Source organism: Acidovorax delafieldii (assembly GCF_007993815.1).
Classification (GTDB): Bacteria; Pseudomonadota; Gammaproteobacteria; order Burkholderiales; family Burkholderiaceae_C; genus Acidovorax; species Acidovorax delafieldii.
This window is the reverse complement of sequence record NZ_VJWE01000001.1, coordinates 84,714-104,744: the sequence shown is the minus strand read 5'-3', so window position 1 is coordinate 104,744 and position 20,031 is coordinate 84,714. Positions and strand designations below refer to the sequence as shown.

Genomic DNA, 20,031 nt, shown 5'->3' with positions numbered 1-20,031 from the left:
CAGCGCTCAGAGCTTGCCGATGCCGGTCAGCGCGAGCTTGAACTTGACCTGTACGTCGTCGGCCACCATGGAGGTGTCGGCCCACTCGTTTTCGCCAATCTTGAAGGCCAGCCGCTTGATGGGCAGCGCGCCTGTGGCGGTGGTGGTGGTGCCGTTCTGGGTCAGCGTCACGGGCACCACCACGTTCTGGCTGTTGCCCTTGATGGTGAGCGCTCCCGCCACTTCAAACTTGCCGCCGCCCAGGGCCTTGATGCTGGACGACACGAACTGGGCCTGCGGGAACTTGGGCACGTTGAACCACGCGGGCTTGGGCAGCTCTGCATCGGTCTCGCGGGAGCCCAGCGTGGCGCTGCCGGTGTCCACCGTGAAGGCGATCTTGCTGGTGGCCAGTTTGGCCGGGTCAAACGCTACCTGGGCGCTGAACTTCTTGAACTGGCCTTCCAGTGGCACGCCCATCTGGCGGGCGGTGAACTGCACCTCGCTCTGCGCGGGCACCAGCTGCTGCTGGGCCAGGGCGGCTTGCGCGCCCGCAACGAGGGCAGCGCCGATCACGATGCGGGACAAGGTAGAAGACAGATGCATGCAGAAACTCCGTTCAATTCACAAAAGGTGGAAGCGGTGGTCGCAGGGGGCGAGCGACCTTTGAGGTGGGCAAGGTACCCACCAGGGGTTGCCATGGCGCCCTGGAGGTGGAGGCTGGTTATTTCCCGGGGAGCATGCGGTGCAGCAGGCCATCACGGTCGACCAGCTGGTGCTTGAGCGCTGCGGAGATGTGCAGCAGCGCCAGCGCGGCCAATGCAAACGCGGTGTACTGGTGCCAGGGCTTGATGGCCTCGGCCAGGTCCTTGCTCACCGGCACAAGGTCGGGCAGCTGCCACAGGCCAAGGAACACGATGGGGAACCCCGCCGCCGAGCTGTAGGCCCAGCCAATCAGGGGCACGGCGAAGAAGAGCACGTACAGCAGGTGGTGGGTGCCGTGGTGTGCCAGCTTCTGCCAGCCGGGCATGGTCTTCTCGATCGCCTTGGGCAGCGCCGGTGGGCGGTGCGTGGCGCGCCACAGCAGGCGCAGCGCCGACAGCACCAGGATGGTCACGCCGGCCCATTTGTGCCAGTTGTACAGCTTCAGCCGTTGGGGCGAAAAGGGCAGGTCAGCCATGTAGACGCCGACGCCAAACAGAGCGATCAGCGCCAGGCCCAGCACCCAGTGCAACAGCATGGCGGTGCGCGTGTACCGGCGCGGGGTGTCGAGGGTCGTCGTGGAAGTGGCTGTCATCAGCGAATCTGGAGGTCGGTGTAAAAATGAGGTGAGCGAAGGCTGCAAGGGCCGCCGGACTTGGCGGCACAACGCGCTGGGCGATGGCGCAGTGTAGGAAGCGCTGGCTGTGATCAGCTTCAGGCAGATTGATGCCTTGATTCAAATTTATTGAATCGATATGCCTTGAGCGCTCAAAGTTCCCCAATGCTGTGCAATTTCTGCGGAGCGGCTATTTGCTGGCATCCGCAGGGCACCGGCGTGGCGCCTGCATGGACCTTGCTGGTGCGCCGGTGCCCCTGTGGAGACACCTTGGCGAATGGAGGAGGTGGCGTGGCTGCATCAAGTGCAGCGATGGCGGGCGGTACGGGGGCGGGGCGCCAGAGCAACCCGCGATGCCCGGGTTATCGGGCCAGCGCGGCCTGTTTCCAGGCGCTGACGGCGGCGCTGTCGTCGCCGCGTTGCTCGGCCAGTTCGGCCACGTGGCGCCAGGCGCTGGCGCGCATTGGAGCGTCGTTGAGCTGTTGGGCTGCCTGGGTCAGCAGCTGCTGGGCTTTGCCCCACAGCTGGCGCTTGAGGCAGGCCATGCCCGCCAGGTATTGCAGGCGGGCGTCGCGTGGGTTGGCTTGCTGGGCGGACTCGATGCGGGCCAGCCAGGGGCCGTCGAGCGCATCCAGCCCCGCCTCCAGCGCACGCACCAGCTTGAGGGCGTGTTGCTCGGCCAAGGCATCGGGCAGCTCCACCATGCGTTCCCACACGGGCAGCAACCAGGCACGCACCTGCGTGGCATCGCCGCCCAGTGCAGCCAGCCGCTGGGCGGCGTGGATGGCCAGCTCGGGCATGTTGCGCTCGCTGGTCTCCAGAGACAGCCAGATCTGCTGCAACTGAGCGACATCGTGCGCGCTGTTGATGAGTTCGGTGGCCAGGCCGCGCACGATGCTCTGTGCGGCATTGGGTGAGAACGCACGGTGCTTGCCCAGCAGGCGTGCGGTGTCCAGCGCCTCTTGCGTCTGGCGCGCCAGACGGGTGGCCTTGAGCTTGATGCGCAGCGCCAGGGTGCGCCGCGCGGCTCCCTGGGGCAGGGCTGCCAGGCGGTCGAGCGCCGCGTTGGCATCGCGGTCGTCCAGCGACCAGCGGGCGGCGCGCATCTGGGCGCCTTCGTGCATTTCCTGCTCGTTGATGGAGCCGCGCATGGGGGCTTCCTGCAGTGCGTCCTGCAGATGGCTTTCGCGGGTGGCGCGGTCTTGCAGGGCGTGTGACGCCTCGGCGGCGATCATGTGGGCCAGCGCGCGCAGCTGCTTGCCGTGGGGCACGGCCTCGCCGCTGGCCTCCAGCGCGTGTTCTTGCGACAGCGCGGCCACAGCGGCCTTGCGCGAGCGGATGAACCGGCCGCCCAGCATGTGGGTCAACGCGTCGAGCAGTGCGCCGTGCATGGCACGCTCTTTTTGCTGCACGCGCCAGCGGCGTGCCTGGTGCGGTAACGCCAGCAGCGCCGCCAGGGCCCGCAGCGCCGCATAAACGGTGACAAAACCGCCCACCAGCAGCAATACCACCATGTTGAGCGACAAGTCGATGCGGTAAGGCGGCCAGTACAGGGTGACGGTGCCCTGGTTGTTGCCCGCAAACAGCGCGGCCGCCACCGCCACGCCAAACAACGCCAAAAGCCAGAGTGCAGCGCGCATATTGTCAACGTCCCGCAGCGGCGGTGGCCAGGGCCGACAGGGTTTCGTCCAGGCGCGGCAGCTCGGCCGCCTTCATGCTGGCCTGGGCCTGCTGCAGGGTGGAGGCCACGTTCTGGGTGCGGCGCGATGCGGGGTCGAAATACTTGTTGAGCGCTGCGGTGGCCGCGGTCAGGTCGGCACGGGCCGACTCGAACTGGCGTGCCAGGATGCCCAGGCGTGCATTGAGCAGCTTGAACTTGAGGTTCTCGCGCAAAAAGAAGGTCTGCTCAGGGGCCAGCAAGATGGCTTCGGGCTGGTCGATGCGGCTCACGCGCACCAGGCTGCGGGCCTCGTCGCGTACCACCTCCCAGCTGCGCTGCAGGGCCGCTTGCCACCAGGCCAGGCCCTCGGTGGGGGCGGGGGCACTGCCAGGGGCTGCGGTGCCGGCGGACAGGCGCTTGGTTGAGGCGGCCTGGGCCACGGCATTGAGCACGGGCAGGTCGTCCACCTGGCGCACCAGGTCGTCCAGGCGGGCCAGCAGGCCGGCGGTGTCGGTCACGGTGGCGCGGGTCAGGCGGTCCAGGTCGCGGCCGATGGCGCGCTGCACGGGGGCCAGGCGGGGCTGCGCAGAGCGCTCGATGCGTTGGTTGGCGCTTTTGAGCGCTGCCACCAGCGGCTCCAGGCTGCCGGTGAGCTGGGCCTGTTGCTGCGCCAGGCGGATGGCCGACTCAATGTCCACCACCAGGTTTTCATCGCGCGAACGCGACAGGCTTTGCATGAGTTCTTCGAGCTGGCTGCGCTGCAGGGCAACCTCGCTCACGCGGGCCTCCGCCACTGAGAGGCGAGCCGCCGTGTCGCGCACCAACTCTTCGGCCTGGCGGGCCATGGTGCGGGCTTCGATGGCCAGGGCGCCCGAATCGGCGGACTGCCGGGCCAGTTGTTCCTGGATGGCGCTGAGCTTTTGCCACAGCAGGCCGCTGCTGACCAATGCGGCCACCGCCACGGTGCCCAACAGCAAGGTCATGGCGCCACTGCGGCCGGTGGCAGCGGCCGAGGGGGCCGGGCTCACTGCTGGCGCGCCCACAGCGGCTGCAGGGGGCGTGGAGGGCAGATCGTCGGGGGGCGCAGAACTCATGCGGCCGATTCTATCGAGGCCACCACGTCTTCCAGCGCCGGACGGCATTCCCGCACGGTGCCAAAGCCCGCTGCGCGGGCTGCTTCGGCGATGCGCGGGTGGGTGGTCAGCGCCTGTGCTGCGCCCCAGTATTGGCCGGGCAGGGCCTCGGCCAGGTGGGCCACCGCCTCGGAGCTGCTCAGCAGCCAGACAGCGCCGTCGTGCGCCGCCTGTTGCGCCAGCGCCACCTCCTGGGCCGTGAAGCGGGGCGCGCCGCGTTGGTAGGCCACCACAAACTCCACGTGACCGCCCCGCGCCTCGATCTGCTGGGCCAGCCACTCGCGGCCATTGCCCTGGGGCGATTCGTGTGCGTCCTGCGGCGTGGCGGAGCGACCGCGCACGATCAGCACGCGGTCGCCAGGCCGCACCTGGGGGGCCACCTGCTGCCACAGAGCCTCGGAGTCGAACTGCGGTGCATCGGGCGCGGGCCCGTCGATGGCGTTGGACGGCACGCCGGCCTGCTCCAGCGCGCGGGTGGTGCCTGGGCCGGGCGCCCATGCTCTTGTTTTTGTAGCTGCCAGGGCATGAATATCCAGCGCTACAGGGTGATTTGGCTCAAAGAAGTGCGCCACGGCGTTGCCACTGACAAACATCAGAGCGCGGTAGGTGCCGACGTTGGCGCGGGCCAAGTCCAGCGCCTGTTTCATGGTGGTGTCCGTGCAGGGACCAATCGCAATCAGGGGCAGTGCCACGGCCTCAATGCCGTGTGCGCCCAGTTGCGCCACCCAATGCGCCGCTTCGCGGGCAGGGCGTGTGACGATGACCCGGGGCGCTGAGGTGCCCATCTCAGGCCGGGGTGATGCCGCGCGCACCCCCAGCACGCAGGCGCTGCGCGATCGCGTCGCCCAGGGCTTCTGCCTGCGCCAGTGTGGTGACCGGGGCAGAGGCCTGGGCGCGCACCAGCGGGGCTTTGTCCTCGGGGTCGCCCCAGGCGGCGTCCAGCTGCAGCACGCCGTGGGTGAAGGTGCCGTGCGCTGCCAGGGGCATCGAGCAGCTGCCCCCCATGGCGCGGCTCACGGCGCGCTCTGCGGCCACGGTCAGCCAGGTGGTCTGGTGGGCCAGCGGTGCCAGCGCGTCGATCAGGTCTTGCCGGTCGCTGCGCACCTCGATGCCCAGCGCGCCCTGGCCTGCAGCGGGCAGCATGGCGCTGGGCTCGAACGTGGTGCGGATGCGGGCTTCCAGCCCCAGGCGCTTGAGGCCTGCGGCGGCCAGCACGATGGCGTCGTACTGGCCTTCGTCCAGCTTGCGCAGGCGGGTGTCGAGGTTGCCGCGCAGGGGCTCGATCTTCAGGTCAGGCCGCAGAGCCTGCAGCAGCACCTGGCGGCGCAGGCTCGACGTGCCCACCACGGCACACTGCGGCAGGGCGTCCAGGTTCTCGTAGCGGGGGGAGACAAAGGCATCGCGCGGGTCTTCGCGCTCCATCACGCAGGCCAGGGCAAAGCCCTCGGGCAGCTCCATGGGCACGTCCTTGAGCGAATGCACGGCAATGTGGGCGCGGCCTTCTTCCAGCGCCACTTCCAGCTCTTTCACAAACAGGCCCTTGCCGCCCACCTTGCTGAGGGACTTGTCCAGAATCTGGTCGCCCTTGGTGGTCATGCCCAGCAGTTGCACGCTGTGGCCACGGGCTTCGAGCAGCGCTTTGACATGCTCGGCCTGCCACAGCGCAAGGCGACTTTCGCGGGTGGCGATGACGATGGGGGGCGTTGGCGAGGGGCTCAAGTTCGTAACCTGTTTGTAATTATTCAGCGGCGCAGGATGCTAGCATGCGCCCGCACTGGGGCTGGTGCGGCCTGCGGCCATGCGGGCTCAACGCGCCAGGCCATCCCACCCATCCCGGAGACTCCTGCATGAAACGATCCGACAAGGACCAGCCCCTGATTGATGACATCCGCCTGCTGGGCCGCATTCTGGGCGACGTGATCCGGGAGCAGGAGGGGGTGGAGGCTTATGAGCTGGTCGAGCAGGTCCGCAAGCTCTCCGTGGCCTTCCGCCGCGACGCCGACCAGGAGGCCGACCGCGCGCTCAAGAAGCTGCTCAAGTCCCTGTCGGGCGACCAGACGGTGAGCGTGATCCGCGCCTTCACCTATTTCAGCCACCTGGCCAACCTGGCCGAAGACCGCCACCACATCCGCCGCCGCGCTGTGCACGAGCGCGCAGGCGACACGCAAGAGGGTAGCATCGAGGTCGCCCTGTCGCGCCTGCGCTGGGCTGGCATTGCGCCCAAGACGATTTCGCAGACGCTGGCGGGCAGCTACGTGGCCCCCGTGCTCACGGCCCATCCCACCGAGGTGCAGCGCAAGAGCATTCTGGACGCCGAGCGAGACATCGCCCAGTTGCTGGCCACGCGCGACGACATCCAGGTGCGCGCCCAGCTCTACAACAGTGCCAAGGACGCGCTCACCCCGCGCGAGCTGGCTGCCAACGAAGCCCTGCTGCGGGCCCGTGTGGCGCAGTTGTGGCAGACGCGCCTGCTGCGCTACAGCAAGCTCACCGTGGCCGACGAGATCGAGAACGCGCTGTCGTATTACGAAGCGACCTTCCTGCGCGAGATCCCCAAGATCTACGCCGACCTCGAAAGCGAACTCGGTCAGTACCCCGTGCACAGCTTCTTGCGCATGGGCCAGTGGATTGGCGGCGACCGCGATGGCAACCCCAATGTGACCGCGCAGACCTTGCAATACGCCCTGGGCCGCCAGGCCGAGGTGGCGTTGCGCCACTACCTTACGGAAGTGCACTACCTGGGCGGCGAGCTGTCGCTGTCGGCCCGCCTGGTGCAGGTGTCCGCCGAGATGGAGGCCCTGGCCCAGCGCTCGCCCGACACGAACGAACACCGCGTGGACGAGCCCTACCGCCGTGCGCTGACTGGCATCTATGCGCGCCTTGCAGCATCGCTCAAGGATCTGACCGGTGGCGAAGCCGCGCGCCATGCGGTGGCGCCACAAAACGCCTATGCCAGCGCCGAGGAGTTCCTGGCCGACCTTCGGGTGATCGAGGCCTCGCTGCAGTCTCACCATGGCCAGGCCTTGGCTGCCGAGCGACTGCACCCGCTGATCCGCGCGGTGCAAGTGTTTGGCTTCCACCTGGCCACGGTGGACCTGCGCCAAAGCTCCGACAAGCACGAAGAGGTTGTGGCCGAGCTGCTGGCCAAGGCCCGTATCGAGCCCAACTATGCCAACCTGCAAGAGGCCGCCAAGCGCGCACTGCTGATCAAGCTGCTGAACGACGCGCGTCCGCTGCGCGTGGTGGGCGCGGAATATTCGGCCCACGCCCAAGGCGAGCTGGCCATTTTTGAAACTGCCCGTGTGATGCGCGAGCGCTTTGGCCACGAGGCCATCCGCCACTACATCATCAGCCACACCGAAACGGTGAGCGACCTGCTCGAAGTGCTGCTGCTGCAAAAGGAAGTGGGGCTGATGAACGGCACGCTGGATGCCGAGTCGAAGAACCACCTTATCGTGGTGCCCCTGTTCGAAACCATCGAAGACCTGCGCAATGCCGCGCCCATCATGCGCGAGTTCTACAGCCTGCCCGGCGTGGCCGCGCTGGTGCAGCGCAGCGGCGGCGAGCAGGACATCATGCTGGGCTACAGCGACAGCAACAAGGATGGCGGCATCTTCACCAGCAACTGGGAGTTGTACCGCGCCGAGATCGCCCTCGTCGAACTCTTCGATGAACTCGCCACCACCCACGGCATCCAGCTGCGCATGTTCCATGGCCGGGGCGGCACCGTGGGCCGTGGCGGTGGCCCCAGCTACCAGGCCATTCTGGCGCAGCCGCCCGGCACCGTGCGCGGCCAGATCCGTCTGACGGAGCAGGGCGAGGTCATTGCCTCGAAATACGCCAACCCCGAGATCGGCCGGCGCAATTTGGAAACGCTCGTTGCCGCCACGCTCGAAGCCACCCTGCTGCAGCCCACCAAGCCCGCAACCAAGGCGTTTTTGGATGCTGCTGCGCAGCTCTCGCTGGCCAGCATGGGCAGCTACCGTGCGCTGGTGTACGAGACCCCGGGCTTCACCGACTACTTCTTCAACTCCACGCCCATCCGCGAGATCGCCGAACTCAACATCGGCTCGCGCCCTGCCAGCCGCAAGGCCAGCCAGAAGATCGAAGACCTGCGCGCCATCCCCTGGGGCTTCAGCTGGGGCCAGTGCCGCCTCACGCTGCCCGGCTGGTTCGGCTTTGGCTCGGCGGTGGAAGCCTTCATCAACACCGAAGGCAAGGACCCCAAGGCCCAGCTGGCGCTGCTGCAGAAGATGTACCGCCAGTGGCCGTTCTTCCGCACCCTGCTGTCCAACATGGACATGGTGCTGGCCAAGAGTGATCTGGCCCTGGCGTCACGCTACAGCGAACTCGTGACCGACGCGCGTCTGCGCAAAAAGGTGTTCACCAGCATCGAGGCCGAGTGGCACCGCACGGCCGATGCACTCACCCGCATCACGGGCGACAAGCAGCGCCTGACGCACAACACGGCGCTGGCGCGGTCCATCAAGCACCGCTTCCCGTACATCGATCCGCTGCACCACTTGCAGGTCGAGCTGGTGCGCCGCTGGCGCGCAGGGCAGGGCGACGAGCGGGTGCAGACCGGGATTCACATCTCCATCAACGGGATTGCAGCGGGGCTGCGCAATACGGGCTGATCTGCGGGCACAGCGGTCCGAACCCGCACTTTCCGGCCTGCTGCCATCGCGGGCACCCACAACAAAAAGGGCTCCCAATGGGAGCCCAGTTTGTTTGGCCAGTGTGGAACTGCGTGTCTAAAACACCTCCCATGGCAGCAGCATCCGCACTGCGCGAAGTGCCACCACCATGGGAAGTCCCGCAACTGTGTCAATCAATCCATGGAATTACATGGCGCTGAATTCGCCCGAAGGGATTTGGCCGGTGCGCACGGCTTCAGCAGCCTGTGCACGAACGGCAGCGCGGTCAGCGGTGGACTTGTAGGTCACCACACGCGAACCTGCTGGCTCGATGCTGCGTGTTTGTGCCACGGTGGCAGCTTCGGTAGCCACTTCAGCGCGGGTGCGGCTCGTGTCGAACTTCAGGGCAAATTGCGAGCCATCGGCTTCGTCAGCATGGGCACCAAAAGCGGCGAAAGCGGCAACAGCAGCGACGGAGAGGAAACGGGCGGTCTTGTTCATGATGAAAATCCTTGAAAGTTAAAAAGCGTCTCAAAAAAGCCGGGTCAAAAACCATTTCTGAACCGGGTTCGGTGAGTCGCCTTGCGGGTTCGGCTCATCGATGGGATGAACTGTACGCCGATGGTGTTCAGAGAAAAACCACCCAGTCGCAAACTAACTGTTCCAGTATTGGAAACAATCACCAACGACAGTTGGGTGGCGCAGTTGCGCTCTGGTGTTCGGGAATTCGGGGAGCTGCATCTCTGGTGCGAGGCCAGAGTCCACGTGTGGAAAGGTGCGGAGATCCAGACGGCCCGAGCCGCAGTGACGGCGTCAGTGGCAGACGCTGCGTCGCTCGGTGGCCAAGTCGCTCAGTCGCCCAGCAACTCGCCCACGGCCTTCAGGTCTTCCACCCGGTCGCACACGGCCTTCACGGCCATCATCACCGGGATGCCCAGCAGCAGTCCCCACAGGCCCCACAGCCAGCCCCAGGCCAGCACGCTGATGAACACGGCCACGGGGCTCATGCTGCTGGTGCGGCTGGTGAGCCAGGGGGTCAGCAGGTTGCCGATCAGCGTGTGGATGACCAGCGAGGCACCGCCAATGGCCATGGCCATGTCGAGCGTGCCAAACTGCAAGAAAGCCACCAGGGCCGAGGCCCCCGTGACCAGCGCCGAGCCGATGTATGGCGCGAGGTTGAGCACGGCGGCCACCACCCCCCATACGGCGGCGTTTTCCAGCCCCAATGCCCAATAGGCCGCGCCGGTGGCCAGGCCGACCAGCACGCTGGTGAACACCTGCAGCAGCAGATAACGCTGTATCTGCTGGGTGATGTCCTGCAGCACATGGATGGTGACCTTGCGCCGCTCCAGGCTGGTGCCCGCAATGCGCAGCAGCTTGTCGCGAAACAGGTTGCCCGAGGCGAGGGCGAAGTAGGTCAGGAACACCACCACCATCAGCTGCCCCAGCGCCGACATCAGGCCCATGGTGCCGCTCCACAGGTAGTCGCGGATGTTGAAGGGCGGGCGCTCCACGATCACCCGCTGCACGCCCCGGCGGGGCGCTGCGCTGGCGGCGCTGTTTTCGTTGGCGGCCTGCTCGATCTGGGTGGCCGCCTTCTGCACAGTGTCCAGCGGACTGCTGCCACCCGCGCGTGCCTTGAGGTTGTCGCGGACCTTCTTGGCGGCGACAGGGACCGAGTCCACCAGTTGGGCCGCCCCGTCGCTGAGCGACCAGGCCGTGCTGGCCAGCCCGGCGACGATGGCCACCAGCAACAAGCCCGCCCCCAGCGCCCGCGGCACATGCCGCCGGGCCATCATCTCCACCGCTGGCCGCAGCGCAATGGTCAGCAACAAGCTCAGCATGATCGGGATGAACACCGCACTGGCCCAGTGCAGCAGCGCGACGCTGGCGAACAGTGCCAGCAACGCGAGGGAGAGGTTGCGCACGTCCACGGGCATGTGGAGCATGAGAGGGGCTGCGTGGGACGCCGGACCGGCTGCCGGGGCGTACCCTGCTATTTCAGGGGCATCGGAGTCCTGGCGGGGTGCAGCGTCTGCTGCCGACGCGGCTGTTGCTTGCCCCTCCTCCAGGGGAGTTTGCGAGGAGGGCGTGGAAGTGGGCTCAGTCGTCATGCGCCGATTGTGAGGGGGCCTACAAACAATGCATGTAGGCGTTCAGCGCTTGGTACGGCATGGCCCACGGTCCTCAGCAGAGCGGCAAGGTGCGTTCCTTGTTGAGGGCATCTACGGTGCCCAGCAACTGTGGCCAGTAGGTGGGCAGGGCCGACCATGGGGCTCCGATAGCCAGGTTGGTGGCGTACACCATGCCCGTGTTCAGGCGTGGGCGGTTCGCATTCTTCACGGCTGCTTGCATCTCGGTGCAGGTGCTGGCCGAGTGCACCAGCATCGCTTGCGCTGTGTTGGCCTTGGCATAGACCCAGGTGCTCGACGGCTGTGGATCCACGTTCTGGTACGCGGCTGAATTGCCTGCGTAGGTCACCAGAGTGTCAGCAACCGCGGCGTAGGCCGGGACAGGGTAGGTGCCAGGATTGCCAACCAGGAGAGGGGTGCCCGGAGCGCTGGCACCCGTACTCATGCCCGAGGTCAATCCCTTGACGTAGTTGTAGATGTCCTGGAAGTAAGCGACCCGCGCGCTGTCGGTGGCCATGCCGTCCAGAAAAAAGCCATCAAGCAGTTTGGGATAGAGCCTGATGTAGTTGTCGATGGTGGCCTTGACGTCGGCGACGGAGAGCGTGCCGCCGCTGCTCGATGAGGTTGCCACATACCCGATCACGCGGTTGCTGGTGCCTGACACCGCCCTGAAGGCTTTGACTGCGGTGGTGAGGTCGGTGTCTTCCTTGGTGGAAGCTGTCAGGATGCCGCTGTTGGTGCTGGCGATGACGTTGATCTGGACATCGGGATAGCTGGTCGCTCCGCTCGTCAGCGTGGCCCAAGGGGACGATGTACCGGTGGCCGTGAAATAGGCGGGGACCAACACCTGCAGCGGCTTGTGAGCGGGGCGCACATAGTACGTCAGGCTGTCACTGGCCGAGTTGGCGCTGCTGGTGGCAGTGGCTGTCACCTGAAATGTCGCGGTGGGCGGCAGGCTGCTGACCGTCAAGGTGGTGCTGGCGACACCACCAACCGTTGTGGGTGCCACAGGGGCCAGGGTGCCGGCAGTGCTGGGGTTCACGGCGAAGGTGGCAGCGGTGCCGTTTGGCGCGGCGCTGCCGTTCGTAGAGACATTGACGGACAGAGGCTCCGAGCTGCTGGGTTCAAGCACGTTGTTGGCGGACAGCACGAAACTCACGCTGACGGGGGCCGCAGCAGGCGGAGGTGGCGGTGCAGGCGGCGCGGGCGTGGCAGTTTTGTCCGATCCGCCGCCGCAGCCAGCCAGCGCGGCGGTCAAGGCCAGCAGGGACGCGAGGCGTTGTGTCGTGTTCTTGGTGTGCATGGTCTTCCGGGGTTTATTGGGTGTACGGCTATTGTGAGTGCTTGTAGTGGCGTCACCAAGCGCTGAAATCGCGGCTTAAGGTGGGGAAAGACGGCTTTGTTGTGCCGATCACGGATGGCTGGCGCCACTAACATGGCTCCATGCGATCTTCCCTCCTGCGCATTTCGACCGTTGTGCCGTTGCTGGCAGCAACGCTGCTGGCTGGCTGCGGCACCCTGGACGTGCCACGCGCCGACAACTATCCTGCTACTGGCCAGAAAAAGGCCCGCGCCGTGCACCACTGGGATGTGCTGGCTGGGGATGTGGCTGGGCGAGTTGCCGAGAAGATCGCGTCCTGGCCTGCAGGCGAGTACCCCATTCACGTGACGGTGGCGGACAAATCCAGCTTCAACGCGGGTTTCCTCAAACTGCTGACAGTGCATTTGTTGAACCGCGGCGTTGTCCTTTCCACGGTTCCTACTGCGGTGGAGCTGGAGGTGCAGACCCAGGTGGTTCAACACCTGGCCGGTGTTCCGCCCAATTTCCCTGTCCCGATCGCTGGGACCCTCATCGGGACCGGCGTGGGGGTATGGCGTGACTGGAAGGTGCACTATTCGGATCGCACTTTGCTCCCAGGCGTTGCGACAGCACTGGGGGTGGGAGCGGGCTTGGCATTGGACATGGCCCATCTGTATACGCAAGGTGCCGCAGCGGGAGGGCCTACGCGGACTGAAGTTCTGATCACTACGACACTCAAGAGCCGTGACCGTTATTTGGCTGGTTCCGCAGACCTGTATTACATCGAGCGGGAAGATGCTGCGCTGTACCAGCCAGAGGTCTTGGTGCCCGCACCCCCACCCACCCCCGTTAAAACCTGGCGGGTGGTGGCACCATGATGCGCCGTTTCCATCCCGGCAAGCTCAGGTCCGCGTGGTGCTTGGGCATGGTGGTGGTGTCGGCCCTGGCGGTGCAGGGCTGCTCGACCAACCCGGTCCACAGCTATTACTACGGCAACAGTGCGGGTGGCGTGTCGCGCACCGACCTGATCGAGGTGAACGACCGGGCAACGGATGCCTTGCTGCTCAACGCGCCGCTGGACGCGAGCCAGCCGCTGTTGGTGGCCACCCTGGTCAATGTGGACCGGCTCAACGAGTCGTCGCGGCTGGGGCGCATCTTTTCGGAGCAGATCGCGGGGCGCATGGTGCAGCGTGGGCTGCGCGTGACGGAGGTGAAGCTGCGCGACAACCTGGTGCTGCACCGCGAACAGGGCGAGTTGCTGCTGTCGCGCGAGGTGCGGGAGGTCAGCCAGGCGCAGAACGCGCAGGCCGTAGTCGTGGGCACGTACGCGGTGTCGGCCTCGGTGGTGTACATCAGCCTTAAGCTGGTGAACCCGGTGGGCAACCATGTGATTGCGGCGCACAACTATGCGGTGCCCGTGGACGAGAACGTGCGCACCTTGCTTGCGGGGCGTTGATGGGTGGCTCGGCGTTCTCCCTCGCACCACATTCCATCGGCAGACAGCAGAAAGCAGACAGCAAAAAGGCCCCGAATAGGGCCTTATTTGTTTGCTATCTAATCAATAGCTAGAGCGGCAATATGCACTAGCGCATCGGGCGCTTTGCGCTCAAAAATCACGCCAAGGTGTCAATGCAGCATCAGCGCGCCGGCGGTCTTGCTCTTGCCGGCACGGGCGGGCGGGTTGCACAGGCCGCAGGTGAAATGGCGGTTTTCGTACAGCTCGGTCACGAACTGGCCGCTGCACTGGCTGCACTTGGTGCGGGTCAACATGCCGGCGTCCACGAATTTCACCAGGCGCCAGGCGCGGGTGAAGGACAGCAGTGGTTCGATCTCGGCCGTGGCGACTTGTTCGTTGTACAGGCGGTAGGCCTTGGTCAGCAGCTCCACCGAATCCAGGTCCACGCCCTTGGACAGGTACTCGTAGATGTTCAAAAACAGCGAGCTGTGGATGTTCTCTTGCCAGGTCAGGAACCAGTCGGTGGAGAAGGGCAGCTGGCCTTTGGAGGGCGACTTGCCCGCGATCTCCTTGTACAGGCGGATCAGGCGCTCATACGACAGCGTGGTCTCGGACTCCAGCACCTGCATGCGGGCGCCCATCTGGATCAGCATGGCTGCGCGTTCGATCTGCTTGGATTCATTCAGAACGCTTTTGACAGGGGCTTTGGCGGCGGCGGTGGTGGTGGAGGACATGGCGGGCTTTCGGTGAGAACGGGACAACGCTGCGGGCTAGTGCTTCAGAGCACTTCCGACACGCGGCTGGCCATCAGGATGTTGGCGTGCAGGGTGTTGGTGGCGTCGTTGCCCACCTTCTTGGCCGAGTGGTTGGTCAGCAAGCTCCACACCAGGTTGTCGTCCACGCGGAAGCTGCAAAGTAGCGTGTTGCGGGAGGCCAGTTTCATCACTTGCGCTGCCGACAGCGAAGCGAGAATATCGGCAGACTCCTCGTTCATGCCCAGACGGAAAACCGCTTCGGCCTTGTCCTGACGGATCAGGGTTTGGGCCAGCATCAGGTAGGTGAGGTTGGCTTCGCGGATTTCAGCGAGGATTTGTTCGTTGGTCATGGCGGCTTCCTTTTTTCCAGTACCGGGTCTTGCGTGGCCTGCTGACTGCAGGTTTTGCGTGATCCGTTGAAATGGATTGTGAAACCGCCCCAATCAGAAATTAAGTCGGGGTTTGGCTGTGCCGCGTGTCTGGTTTCGCGGTGGGCTGTGTAGGAATTTGCCCTACAAGCAGATCAGGCGTCTGCTGGCTTTCAAGAGGGGTGCATCTGCTGCGTTGGCAGGCACCGGTCCCCGAATTCTGCTCATGGTTTTGATAGCGCCTGCAAAACCATCTTTTTTGCGCTTTTGCAACCGGCGGCGTTCGCTAGAACGTGTTCACGGTCTTTTCAGGGCCGCGTTGGAGTGCAATCGGGATGAGTGGATGCTTCGGATGCGCCGCATGGGCTTATGCCCATGCAAGCGGCCGGGGCGTCCAATCGCCCGATTTCACTCCAACCCTTCGGGCAAGTGCCTTGCCGGGCGGTCTGCGGCGTTGCGGGGCTTGCCAATAGCACGGGCTATTGGCTGCGCACCGCGCCTTGCATCCCATCCCGGCAAGGTGCTTGCGCGGCCTTGAAAAGACCGTGAACACGCTCTTAGACGCCGCAGTGGGCGTTGTTCATCCTTTTTCGACTGGGCGCGTGGGGTCTGAACACCATTCGCTCCAGCTGCCCGCGAACAGCGCGGTGTGCCCCAGGCCGGCAATCTCCATGGCCAGAAGATTGGGGACGGCGCTCACACCGCTGCCGCACTGGTGCACCACGGTCGCCGGGTCACGGCCCGCCAGCAGGGCGTCGAACTCTGCGCGCAGCGTGGCTGCGGGTTTGAAGCGGCCGTCGGCACCGATGTTCTCGGCAAAGGGGCGGTTGAGCGCGCCCGTAATGTGGCCGGCCACCGGGTCCAGCGGCTCCACCTCGCCCCGGTAGCGGGCGCCGGCGCGGGCATCGATCACGGTCTGGTCTGCGGGGCGCTGCAGGCGGGCCAGGACATCGCTGGCCGTGGCCAGCTGGCGCAAGGGCTCGTTCAGTGCAAAGTGGGACTGGAAGTGCGACGGCTCTTCTCCGCTGTGGACCGCACCACCTGCGGCCTGCCAGGCCTGCAGTCCGCCGTCGAGCACAGCCACGGCGTCATGGCCTGCCCATTTGAGCATCCACCACAGGCGGCCGCAGTAGTTGGCGCCCTGGCGGTCGTACACCACGGCCTGCATGTTGTTGGCAAAACCCACGCTGGACAGCCACATGGCAAAACGTTCGCGGCTGGGCAGCGGGTGGCGGCCGCCGGATGCGGGCTGGTCAGCCTCCTGCGCCGTCACAGTGCCGGTGGCCCCAGGTGCGCCATGCTTGGCGCTGAGGTCATTGTCGAGGTTGGCGTACACGGCGCCGGGGATATGGGCTTGCGCATATTGCTGCGCGCCGGCCGTCGGTTGCATGAGTTCGAAGCTGCAGTCAAACACCATCAGCGGCGCACCGCTGGCGATGAGGGCTTGCAGGTCGGGGGCGGAGATGAGCGTGGTGTAGGTGGTCATCGGCAGATCAGGTGCAAAGCAACCGGTTGGGCGGGGAGGCCTCCATTGTGGCCATCCCGATGGGGACTGTCCTCGCCTGCGCGCATTGGTTTTTGTATCGGTCAGTGTTCTTCGGCCGGTGCGCCGGGCGCGGCCCGGGCCCGCAAGATGGTGGCCACAATGCCGCTGCCCACGATGAGGGCCATGCCGATCCAGCCGATGGGCGGGATCTTGTCGCCAAACAACAGCACGCTGTAGACGGCGGCAAACACGATGCCCGAATACTGCAGATTGGCCACCACCAGCGTGCCGCGCTGGGTCTTGGCGCTGGCGTAAGCCTTGGTCATGCACAGTTGCCCGCCAGCCGCCAGCACCCCGATGGGCAGCAGCCACAGCGCTTGCCAGCCCGGCCAGTCCGACATGCCGGTGAACAGCATAGCAAAGCCGCCCGCCACCGCGGAGCCCACCGCAAAGTAGAAGACGGTGCGCGACTCAGGCTCGCCCAGGCGCGACAGCGCCACCACCTGCATGTAGGCAAATGCGGCTGACAAGCCGGACATGAGGCCAATCATCCCGGCGAACGCCTGGTTCTGGTCCAGGCTGGGGCGCAGCATCAGCACCACGCCCACGAACCCGGTGAGCACCGTCAGCACCAGCGGGCCTTGCAGCGCAGGCCGGGGCGTGGCGGCGGATGGTCGCCAGGCCAGCAGCGTGCCGCCGACCAGGAAGGCCGCGATCCACACGCTGCTCATGTAGTTGAGCGTCATGGCGGTCGCCAGCGGCAGGTGCGCAATGGCGTAGAACCAGGCGCCCAGCGACGCCACCCCCACGAGGCTGCGCCAGGCGTGCATGCCGGGGTACCGCGTGGACAGCGTCACTTTTTGCGAGCGTGACAGCAGCCAGAGAATCAACATGCCGATGAGGCCCCGGTAACACACCAGCTCAGCGGAGTTGAAGAAGTCCGAGGCGATCTTGACGCACACGCCCATGCTGGCAAACAGGAACGCGGCCAACACCATCCAGAGGGCTTGCATCGGGTTGTGATCTTTTGAAGCGCGCCGTGGGGCGCAAAAATGAAAATAGCTGCCAGCGCTTATTTTTTAAGCACTGGCAGCTATTGTAATGAGAGCAGACCACGGCGGGCCTGCAGATTGGCAGGGTTTTGCCGCCGTATTCAGCGTTTTGGCGTGGCCGGGTCGATGGTGTCCGAGCCCATCGCCTCACGGTACCACTCGTGGAAGTGCTGCATGCCATCCTCCATGGGGCTTTGGTAGGGGCCCACCTCGTTGTCGCCGCGTGCCATCAGGGCCTTGCGGCCCGCGTCCATGCGCTCGCCGATTTCGTCGTCCTCGATGCAGGTCTCCATGTAGGCGGCCTTCTGCGCCTCGACGAACTCGCGCTCGAACGCAGCGATTTCTTCGGGGTAGTAGAACTCCACCATGTTCAGTGTTTTGGTCGGGCTGATGGGGTGCAGCGTGGACACGGTGAGCACATGCGGATACCACTCCACCATGATGTGCGGGTACAGCGTGAGCCAGATGGCGCCATGCTTGGGCGGCTTGCCCTCGCGGTAGGCGAGCAAGGCTTCGTGCCAGCGTTCGTACACGGGGCTGCCGGCCTTGCCAAGGCGGTTGGCTACACCCACGGTCTGCACGGAGTAGTTCTTGCCGAACTCCCAGCGCAGATCGTCGCAGGTGACAAAACTGCCCAGGCCCGGGTGGAAGGGGCCCACGTGGTAGTCCTCCAGATAGACCTCGATGAAGGTCTTCCAGTTGTAGTTGCACTCGTGCAGCTCCACGTGGTCGAGCACGTAGCCGTCAAAGTCCAGGTCGGCGCGTGGTCCCATCTGGGCGAGGTCGGCAGCCACGTCGTAGCCGTTGTCTTCAAACAGCAGGCCGTTCCACTCGCGCAGCTTGTAGTTGTTCAGGTTCAGGCACGGGTCGTGCGCGAAATGCGGTGCGCCCAGCAGCTCGCCCTTGGGGTTGTACGTCCAGCGGTGCAGTGGGCACACGATGTTGCCGCCCGCGCTGCCCTTTTGCTGGGTGTTCAGCGACCCTTTGCCCTTGAGCATGACCGCCTGCCGGTGGCGGCAGACGTTGGAGACCAGCTCGATACCGCCCTGGGCGTTGCGCACCAGCGCGCGGCCCTCGCCCTCCTGGGGCAGTGCGTAGTAGTCGCCCGCGTTGGGCACAGCCAATTGATGCCCCACATAGCGGGGCCCGCGCTGGAAGATGGTCTCCAGCTCGCGATGGAACAGCGCATCATCAAAGTAGCTCGAAACTGGTAGTTGGCTTGCGGCCTGCTGCAGTTGAAGACTTAAATCAGACATGGGTGACCTGACCTAAAGACTCCCCACAGAGAGAGTGCGGGAGGTGCGCCCGTGAAGGCGCATCTGGAAAAAGAAAACCGGCTAGGGTGGGTAGCCGGCTCGACGGGAATGGGATTATAGGCGGTGGGGTTATTCCCGCACCCCCGCTACGTGAATAGAAAACACCGGTTCCGGAAAAATAGAGACCTCCCACGGATCGGCCACTGTCTGACACGGGCGCCACAGCGCTGCGCCTAAAATCACCGGTTTTTCACCCGCGCACTGCCGCCCCCTCCATGCCCAAGGCCCCCGCAACCCCTGCTCCTCCCGCCGAACCTGCCAGCTACGAGGCGGCCCTGGAGGAGCTGGAGCAACTCGTGGCCCGCATTGAATCGGGCCAGTTGCCGCTGGACCAGATGCTGGCTGGCTACCAGCGCGGCGCCGCCTTGCTGGCTTTTTGCCGCCACCGGCTCGATGCCGTGCAGGACCAGATCAAGGTGCTGGACGACGGCCAGCTGCAACCATGGAACCAGGAATGAGCGCATTGCCGATGACTTCCTCGACGGCGTTGAACCCGCCCCTGGATACGAATCTCTGGAGCCAGAATCACCTCGCCCGTGTGGAGCAGGCGCTGTCCTTGTGGGTGGGCGACGGCGCTCCGGCAGGGCTGGGCGACGCCATGCGTTACGCCGTCCTGGACGGCGGAAAGCGCCTGCGACCCTTGCTGGTGTTGGCTGCCTACGAGGCGGCGCGCAGCGGCACCTCGGACTCCGTGGCACCCGAGGGCGCGGCGGTTCAGGCAGCTCTGAACGAAGCTGCCCTGCGTGCCGCGTGCGCGGTGGAGCTGATCCACGCGTATTCGCTGGTCCACGACGACATGCCCTGCATGGACAACGACGTGCTGCGCCGTGGCAAACCCACGGTGCATGTGCAGTTTGGCGAAGCCCAGGCCCTGCTGGCGGGCGACGCGCTGCAGGCCTTTGCGTTTGAACTGCTGACCCCCGACAACACCCTGATCCCCGCTGCCATGCAGGCGGCTTTGTGCCGGCTGCTGGCGCGGGCTGCGGGCTCGGCCGGCATGGCGGGCGGTCAGGCGATTGACCTGGCCAGCGTGGGCGTGGCGCTGACCGAAGCGCAACTGCGCCAGATGCACCGCCTCAAGACGGGCGCCTTGCTCCAGGGCAGCGTGCTCATGGGGGCCCTGTGTGGCCACGCGGCGCCCACCGCCTACCAGGCCCTGTCAGACTATGGCGCTGCCATGGGGCTGGCGTTCCAGGTGGTGGACGACATCCTGGATGTGGTGGCGGACTCGGCCACCCTGGGGAAAACGGCGGGCAAGGACGCGGCCGCAGACAAACCCACCTACGTATCGTTGCTCGGTCTGGAGCGTGCGCAGGCCTACGCGCAGGAGCTGCTGGCCGAGGCCCATGCGGCCCTGGGTCGCAGTGGCTTGCCCGACACCCGTGCCCTGGCAGCCCTGGCGGACATGGTCGTGCGCCGCTCCCACTGAGCCCGGCCCTGGT

19 protein-coding genes are annotated in these 20,031 nt (G+C 65.6%); 5 read left to right on the top strand and 14 right to left on the bottom strand.

The features are described 5' to 3' along the window. Nucleotides 1-6 precede the first annotated feature (6 nt). The 6 genes from ATF69_RS00480 to hemC form a co-directional block, all read right to left on the bottom strand. Nucleotides 7-582, bottom strand: a complete 576-nt coding sequence (locus ATF69_RS00480; RefSeq protein ID WP_056748242.1) for a YceI family protein — start codon at nt 580-582, stop codon at nt 7-9. A 118-nt stretch (nt 583-700) separates the two neighbouring features. Next, a complete protein-coding gene (locus tag ATF69_RS00475; RefSeq protein ID WP_056748240.1) occupies nt 701-1,273 on the bottom strand; it encodes a cytochrome b in 573 nt (190 codons plus the stop codon). A gap of 383 nt (nt 1,274-1,656) precedes the next feature. After that, a complete protein-coding gene (locus ATF69_RS00470; protein ID WP_056066830.1) occupies nt 1,657-2,934 on the bottom strand; it encodes a heme biosynthesis protein HemY in 1,278 nt (425 codons plus the stop codon). Between the two features lie 4 nt (nt 2,935-2,938). Next, complete coding sequence (locus ATF69_RS00465; RefSeq protein WP_146869550.1) at nt 2,939-4,048, bottom strand: uroporphyrinogen-III C-methyltransferase; 1,110 nt, start codon at nt 4,046-4,048, stop codon at nt 2,939-2,941. Next, nucleotides 4,045-4,872 (bottom strand): uroporphyrinogen-III synthase, encoded by an 828-nt coding sequence (locus ATF69_RS00460; protein WP_146869549.1) that lies wholly within the window; start codon nt 4,870-4,872, stop codon nt 4,045-4,047. The genes ATF69_RS00465 and ATF69_RS00460 overlap by 4 nt, the downstream gene beginning before the upstream one ends. 1 nt (nt 4,873) lies before the next feature. Then, nucleotides 4,874-5,806 (bottom strand): hydroxymethylbilane synthase, encoded by a 933-nt coding sequence (gene hemC / locus ATF69_RS00455; protein ID WP_146869548.1) that lies wholly within the window; start codon nt 5,804-5,806, stop codon nt 4,874-4,876. Between the two features lie 128 nt (nt 5,807-5,934). Here hemC and ppc point away from each other — a divergent pair, with 128 nt between their 5' ends. Next, nucleotides 5,935-8,724, top strand: coding sequence for a phosphoenolpyruvate carboxylase (ppc, locus tag ATF69_RS00450; RefSeq protein WP_146869547.1), 2,790 nt, complete (start codon nt 5,935-5,937; stop codon nt 8,722-8,724). A 207-nt stretch (nt 8,725-8,931) separates the two neighbouring features. On the opposite strand, the gene ATF69_RS00445 is transcribed toward ppc, so the two are convergent. The 3 genes from ATF69_RS00445 to ATF69_RS00435 all read right to left on the bottom strand — a co-directional run bounded on the left by ATF69_RS00445 (nt 8,932) and on the right by ATF69_RS00435 (nt 12,159). Next, entirely contained in the window at nt 8,932-9,225 is a 294-nt protein-coding gene (locus ATF69_RS00445) for a DUF4148 domain-containing protein (protein WP_146869546.1), read from the bottom strand. 350 nt (nt 9,226-9,575) lie between these two features. After that, nucleotides 9,576-10,673: an AI-2E family transporter gene (locus tag ATF69_RS00440; RefSeq protein ID WP_146869545.1), complete on the bottom strand. Its 1,098-nt coding sequence runs from the start codon at nt 10,671-10,673 to the stop codon at nt 9,576-9,578. A gap of 238 nt (nt 10,674-10,911) precedes the next feature. Further along, a complete protein-coding gene (locus tag ATF69_RS00435; protein WP_146869544.1) occupies nt 10,912-12,159 on the bottom strand; it encodes a spherulation-specific family 4 protein in 1,248 nt (415 codons plus the stop codon). A gap of 140 nt (nt 12,160-12,299) precedes the next feature. On the opposite strand from ATF69_RS00435, the gene ATF69_RS00430 reads away from it, so the two are divergent. Further along, a complete protein-coding gene (locus tag ATF69_RS00430; RefSeq protein WP_146869543.1) occupies nt 12,300-13,034 on the top strand; it encodes a hypothetical protein in 735 nt (244 codons plus the stop codon). Then, the gene (locus ATF69_RS00425) at nt 13,031-13,612 is read left to right on the top strand and encodes a FlgO family outer membrane protein (protein WP_146869542.1); all 582 of its coding nucleotides are present in this window, start codon (nt 13,031-13,033) and stop codon (nt 13,610-13,612) included. The genes ATF69_RS00430 and ATF69_RS00425 overlap by 4 nt, the downstream gene beginning before the upstream one ends. A 170-nt stretch (nt 13,613-13,782) precedes the next feature. Here the strand turns inward: ATF69_RS00425 and flhC are convergent, their stop codons facing one another. The 5 genes from flhC to ATF69_RS00395 form a co-directional block, all read right to left on the bottom strand. Next, complete coding sequence (gene flhC / locus ATF69_RS00420) at nt 13,783-14,346, bottom strand: flagellar transcriptional regulator FlhC (RefSeq protein WP_015015271.1); 564 nt, start codon at nt 14,344-14,346, stop codon at nt 13,783-13,785. A 44-nt stretch (nt 14,347-14,390) separates the two neighbouring features. Then, nucleotides 14,391-14,717: a flagellar transcriptional regulator FlhD gene (gene flhD / locus ATF69_RS00415; RefSeq protein WP_015015270.1), complete on the bottom strand. Its 327-nt coding sequence runs from the start codon at nt 14,715-14,717 to the stop codon at nt 14,391-14,393. Nucleotides 14,718-15,315: 598 nt separating this feature from the next. Next, nucleotides 15,316-16,221 carry a sulfurtransferase gene (locus tag ATF69_RS00405; protein ID WP_146869541.1) on the bottom strand — a complete coding sequence of 302 codons (906 nt, stop codon included), beginning with the start codon at nt 16,219-16,221 and terminating at the stop codon, nt 15,316-15,318. A gap of 101 nt (nt 16,222-16,322) precedes the next feature. Beyond that, nucleotides 16,323-17,234: a DMT family transporter gene (locus tag ATF69_RS00400; protein ID WP_099730920.1), complete on the bottom strand. Its 912-nt coding sequence runs from the start codon at nt 17,232-17,234 to the stop codon at nt 16,323-16,325. 140 nt (nt 17,235-17,374) lie between these two features. After that, entirely contained in the window at nt 17,375-18,529 is a 1,155-nt protein-coding gene (locus ATF69_RS00395) for an aromatic ring-hydroxylating oxygenase subunit alpha (protein WP_146869540.1), read from the bottom strand. A 275-nt stretch (nt 18,530-18,804) separates the two neighbouring features. Between ATF69_RS00395 and xseB the strand changes: the two genes are divergently transcribed. Both xseB and ATF69_RS00385 read left to right on the top strand, forming a co-directional pair. After that, nucleotides 18,805-19,047, top strand: a complete 243-nt coding sequence (gene xseB / locus ATF69_RS00390) for an exodeoxyribonuclease VII small subunit (protein ID WP_056066864.1) — start codon at nt 18,805-18,807, stop codon at nt 19,045-19,047. After that, on the top strand, nt 19,044-20,018 hold the full coding sequence (locus ATF69_RS00385) for a polyprenyl synthetase family protein (RefSeq protein WP_146869539.1): 975 nt from the start codon (nt 19,044-19,046) through the stop codon (nt 20,016-20,018). The genes xseB and ATF69_RS00385 overlap by 4 nt, the downstream gene beginning before the upstream one ends. Nucleotides 20,019-20,031: the final 13 nt, after the last annotated feature.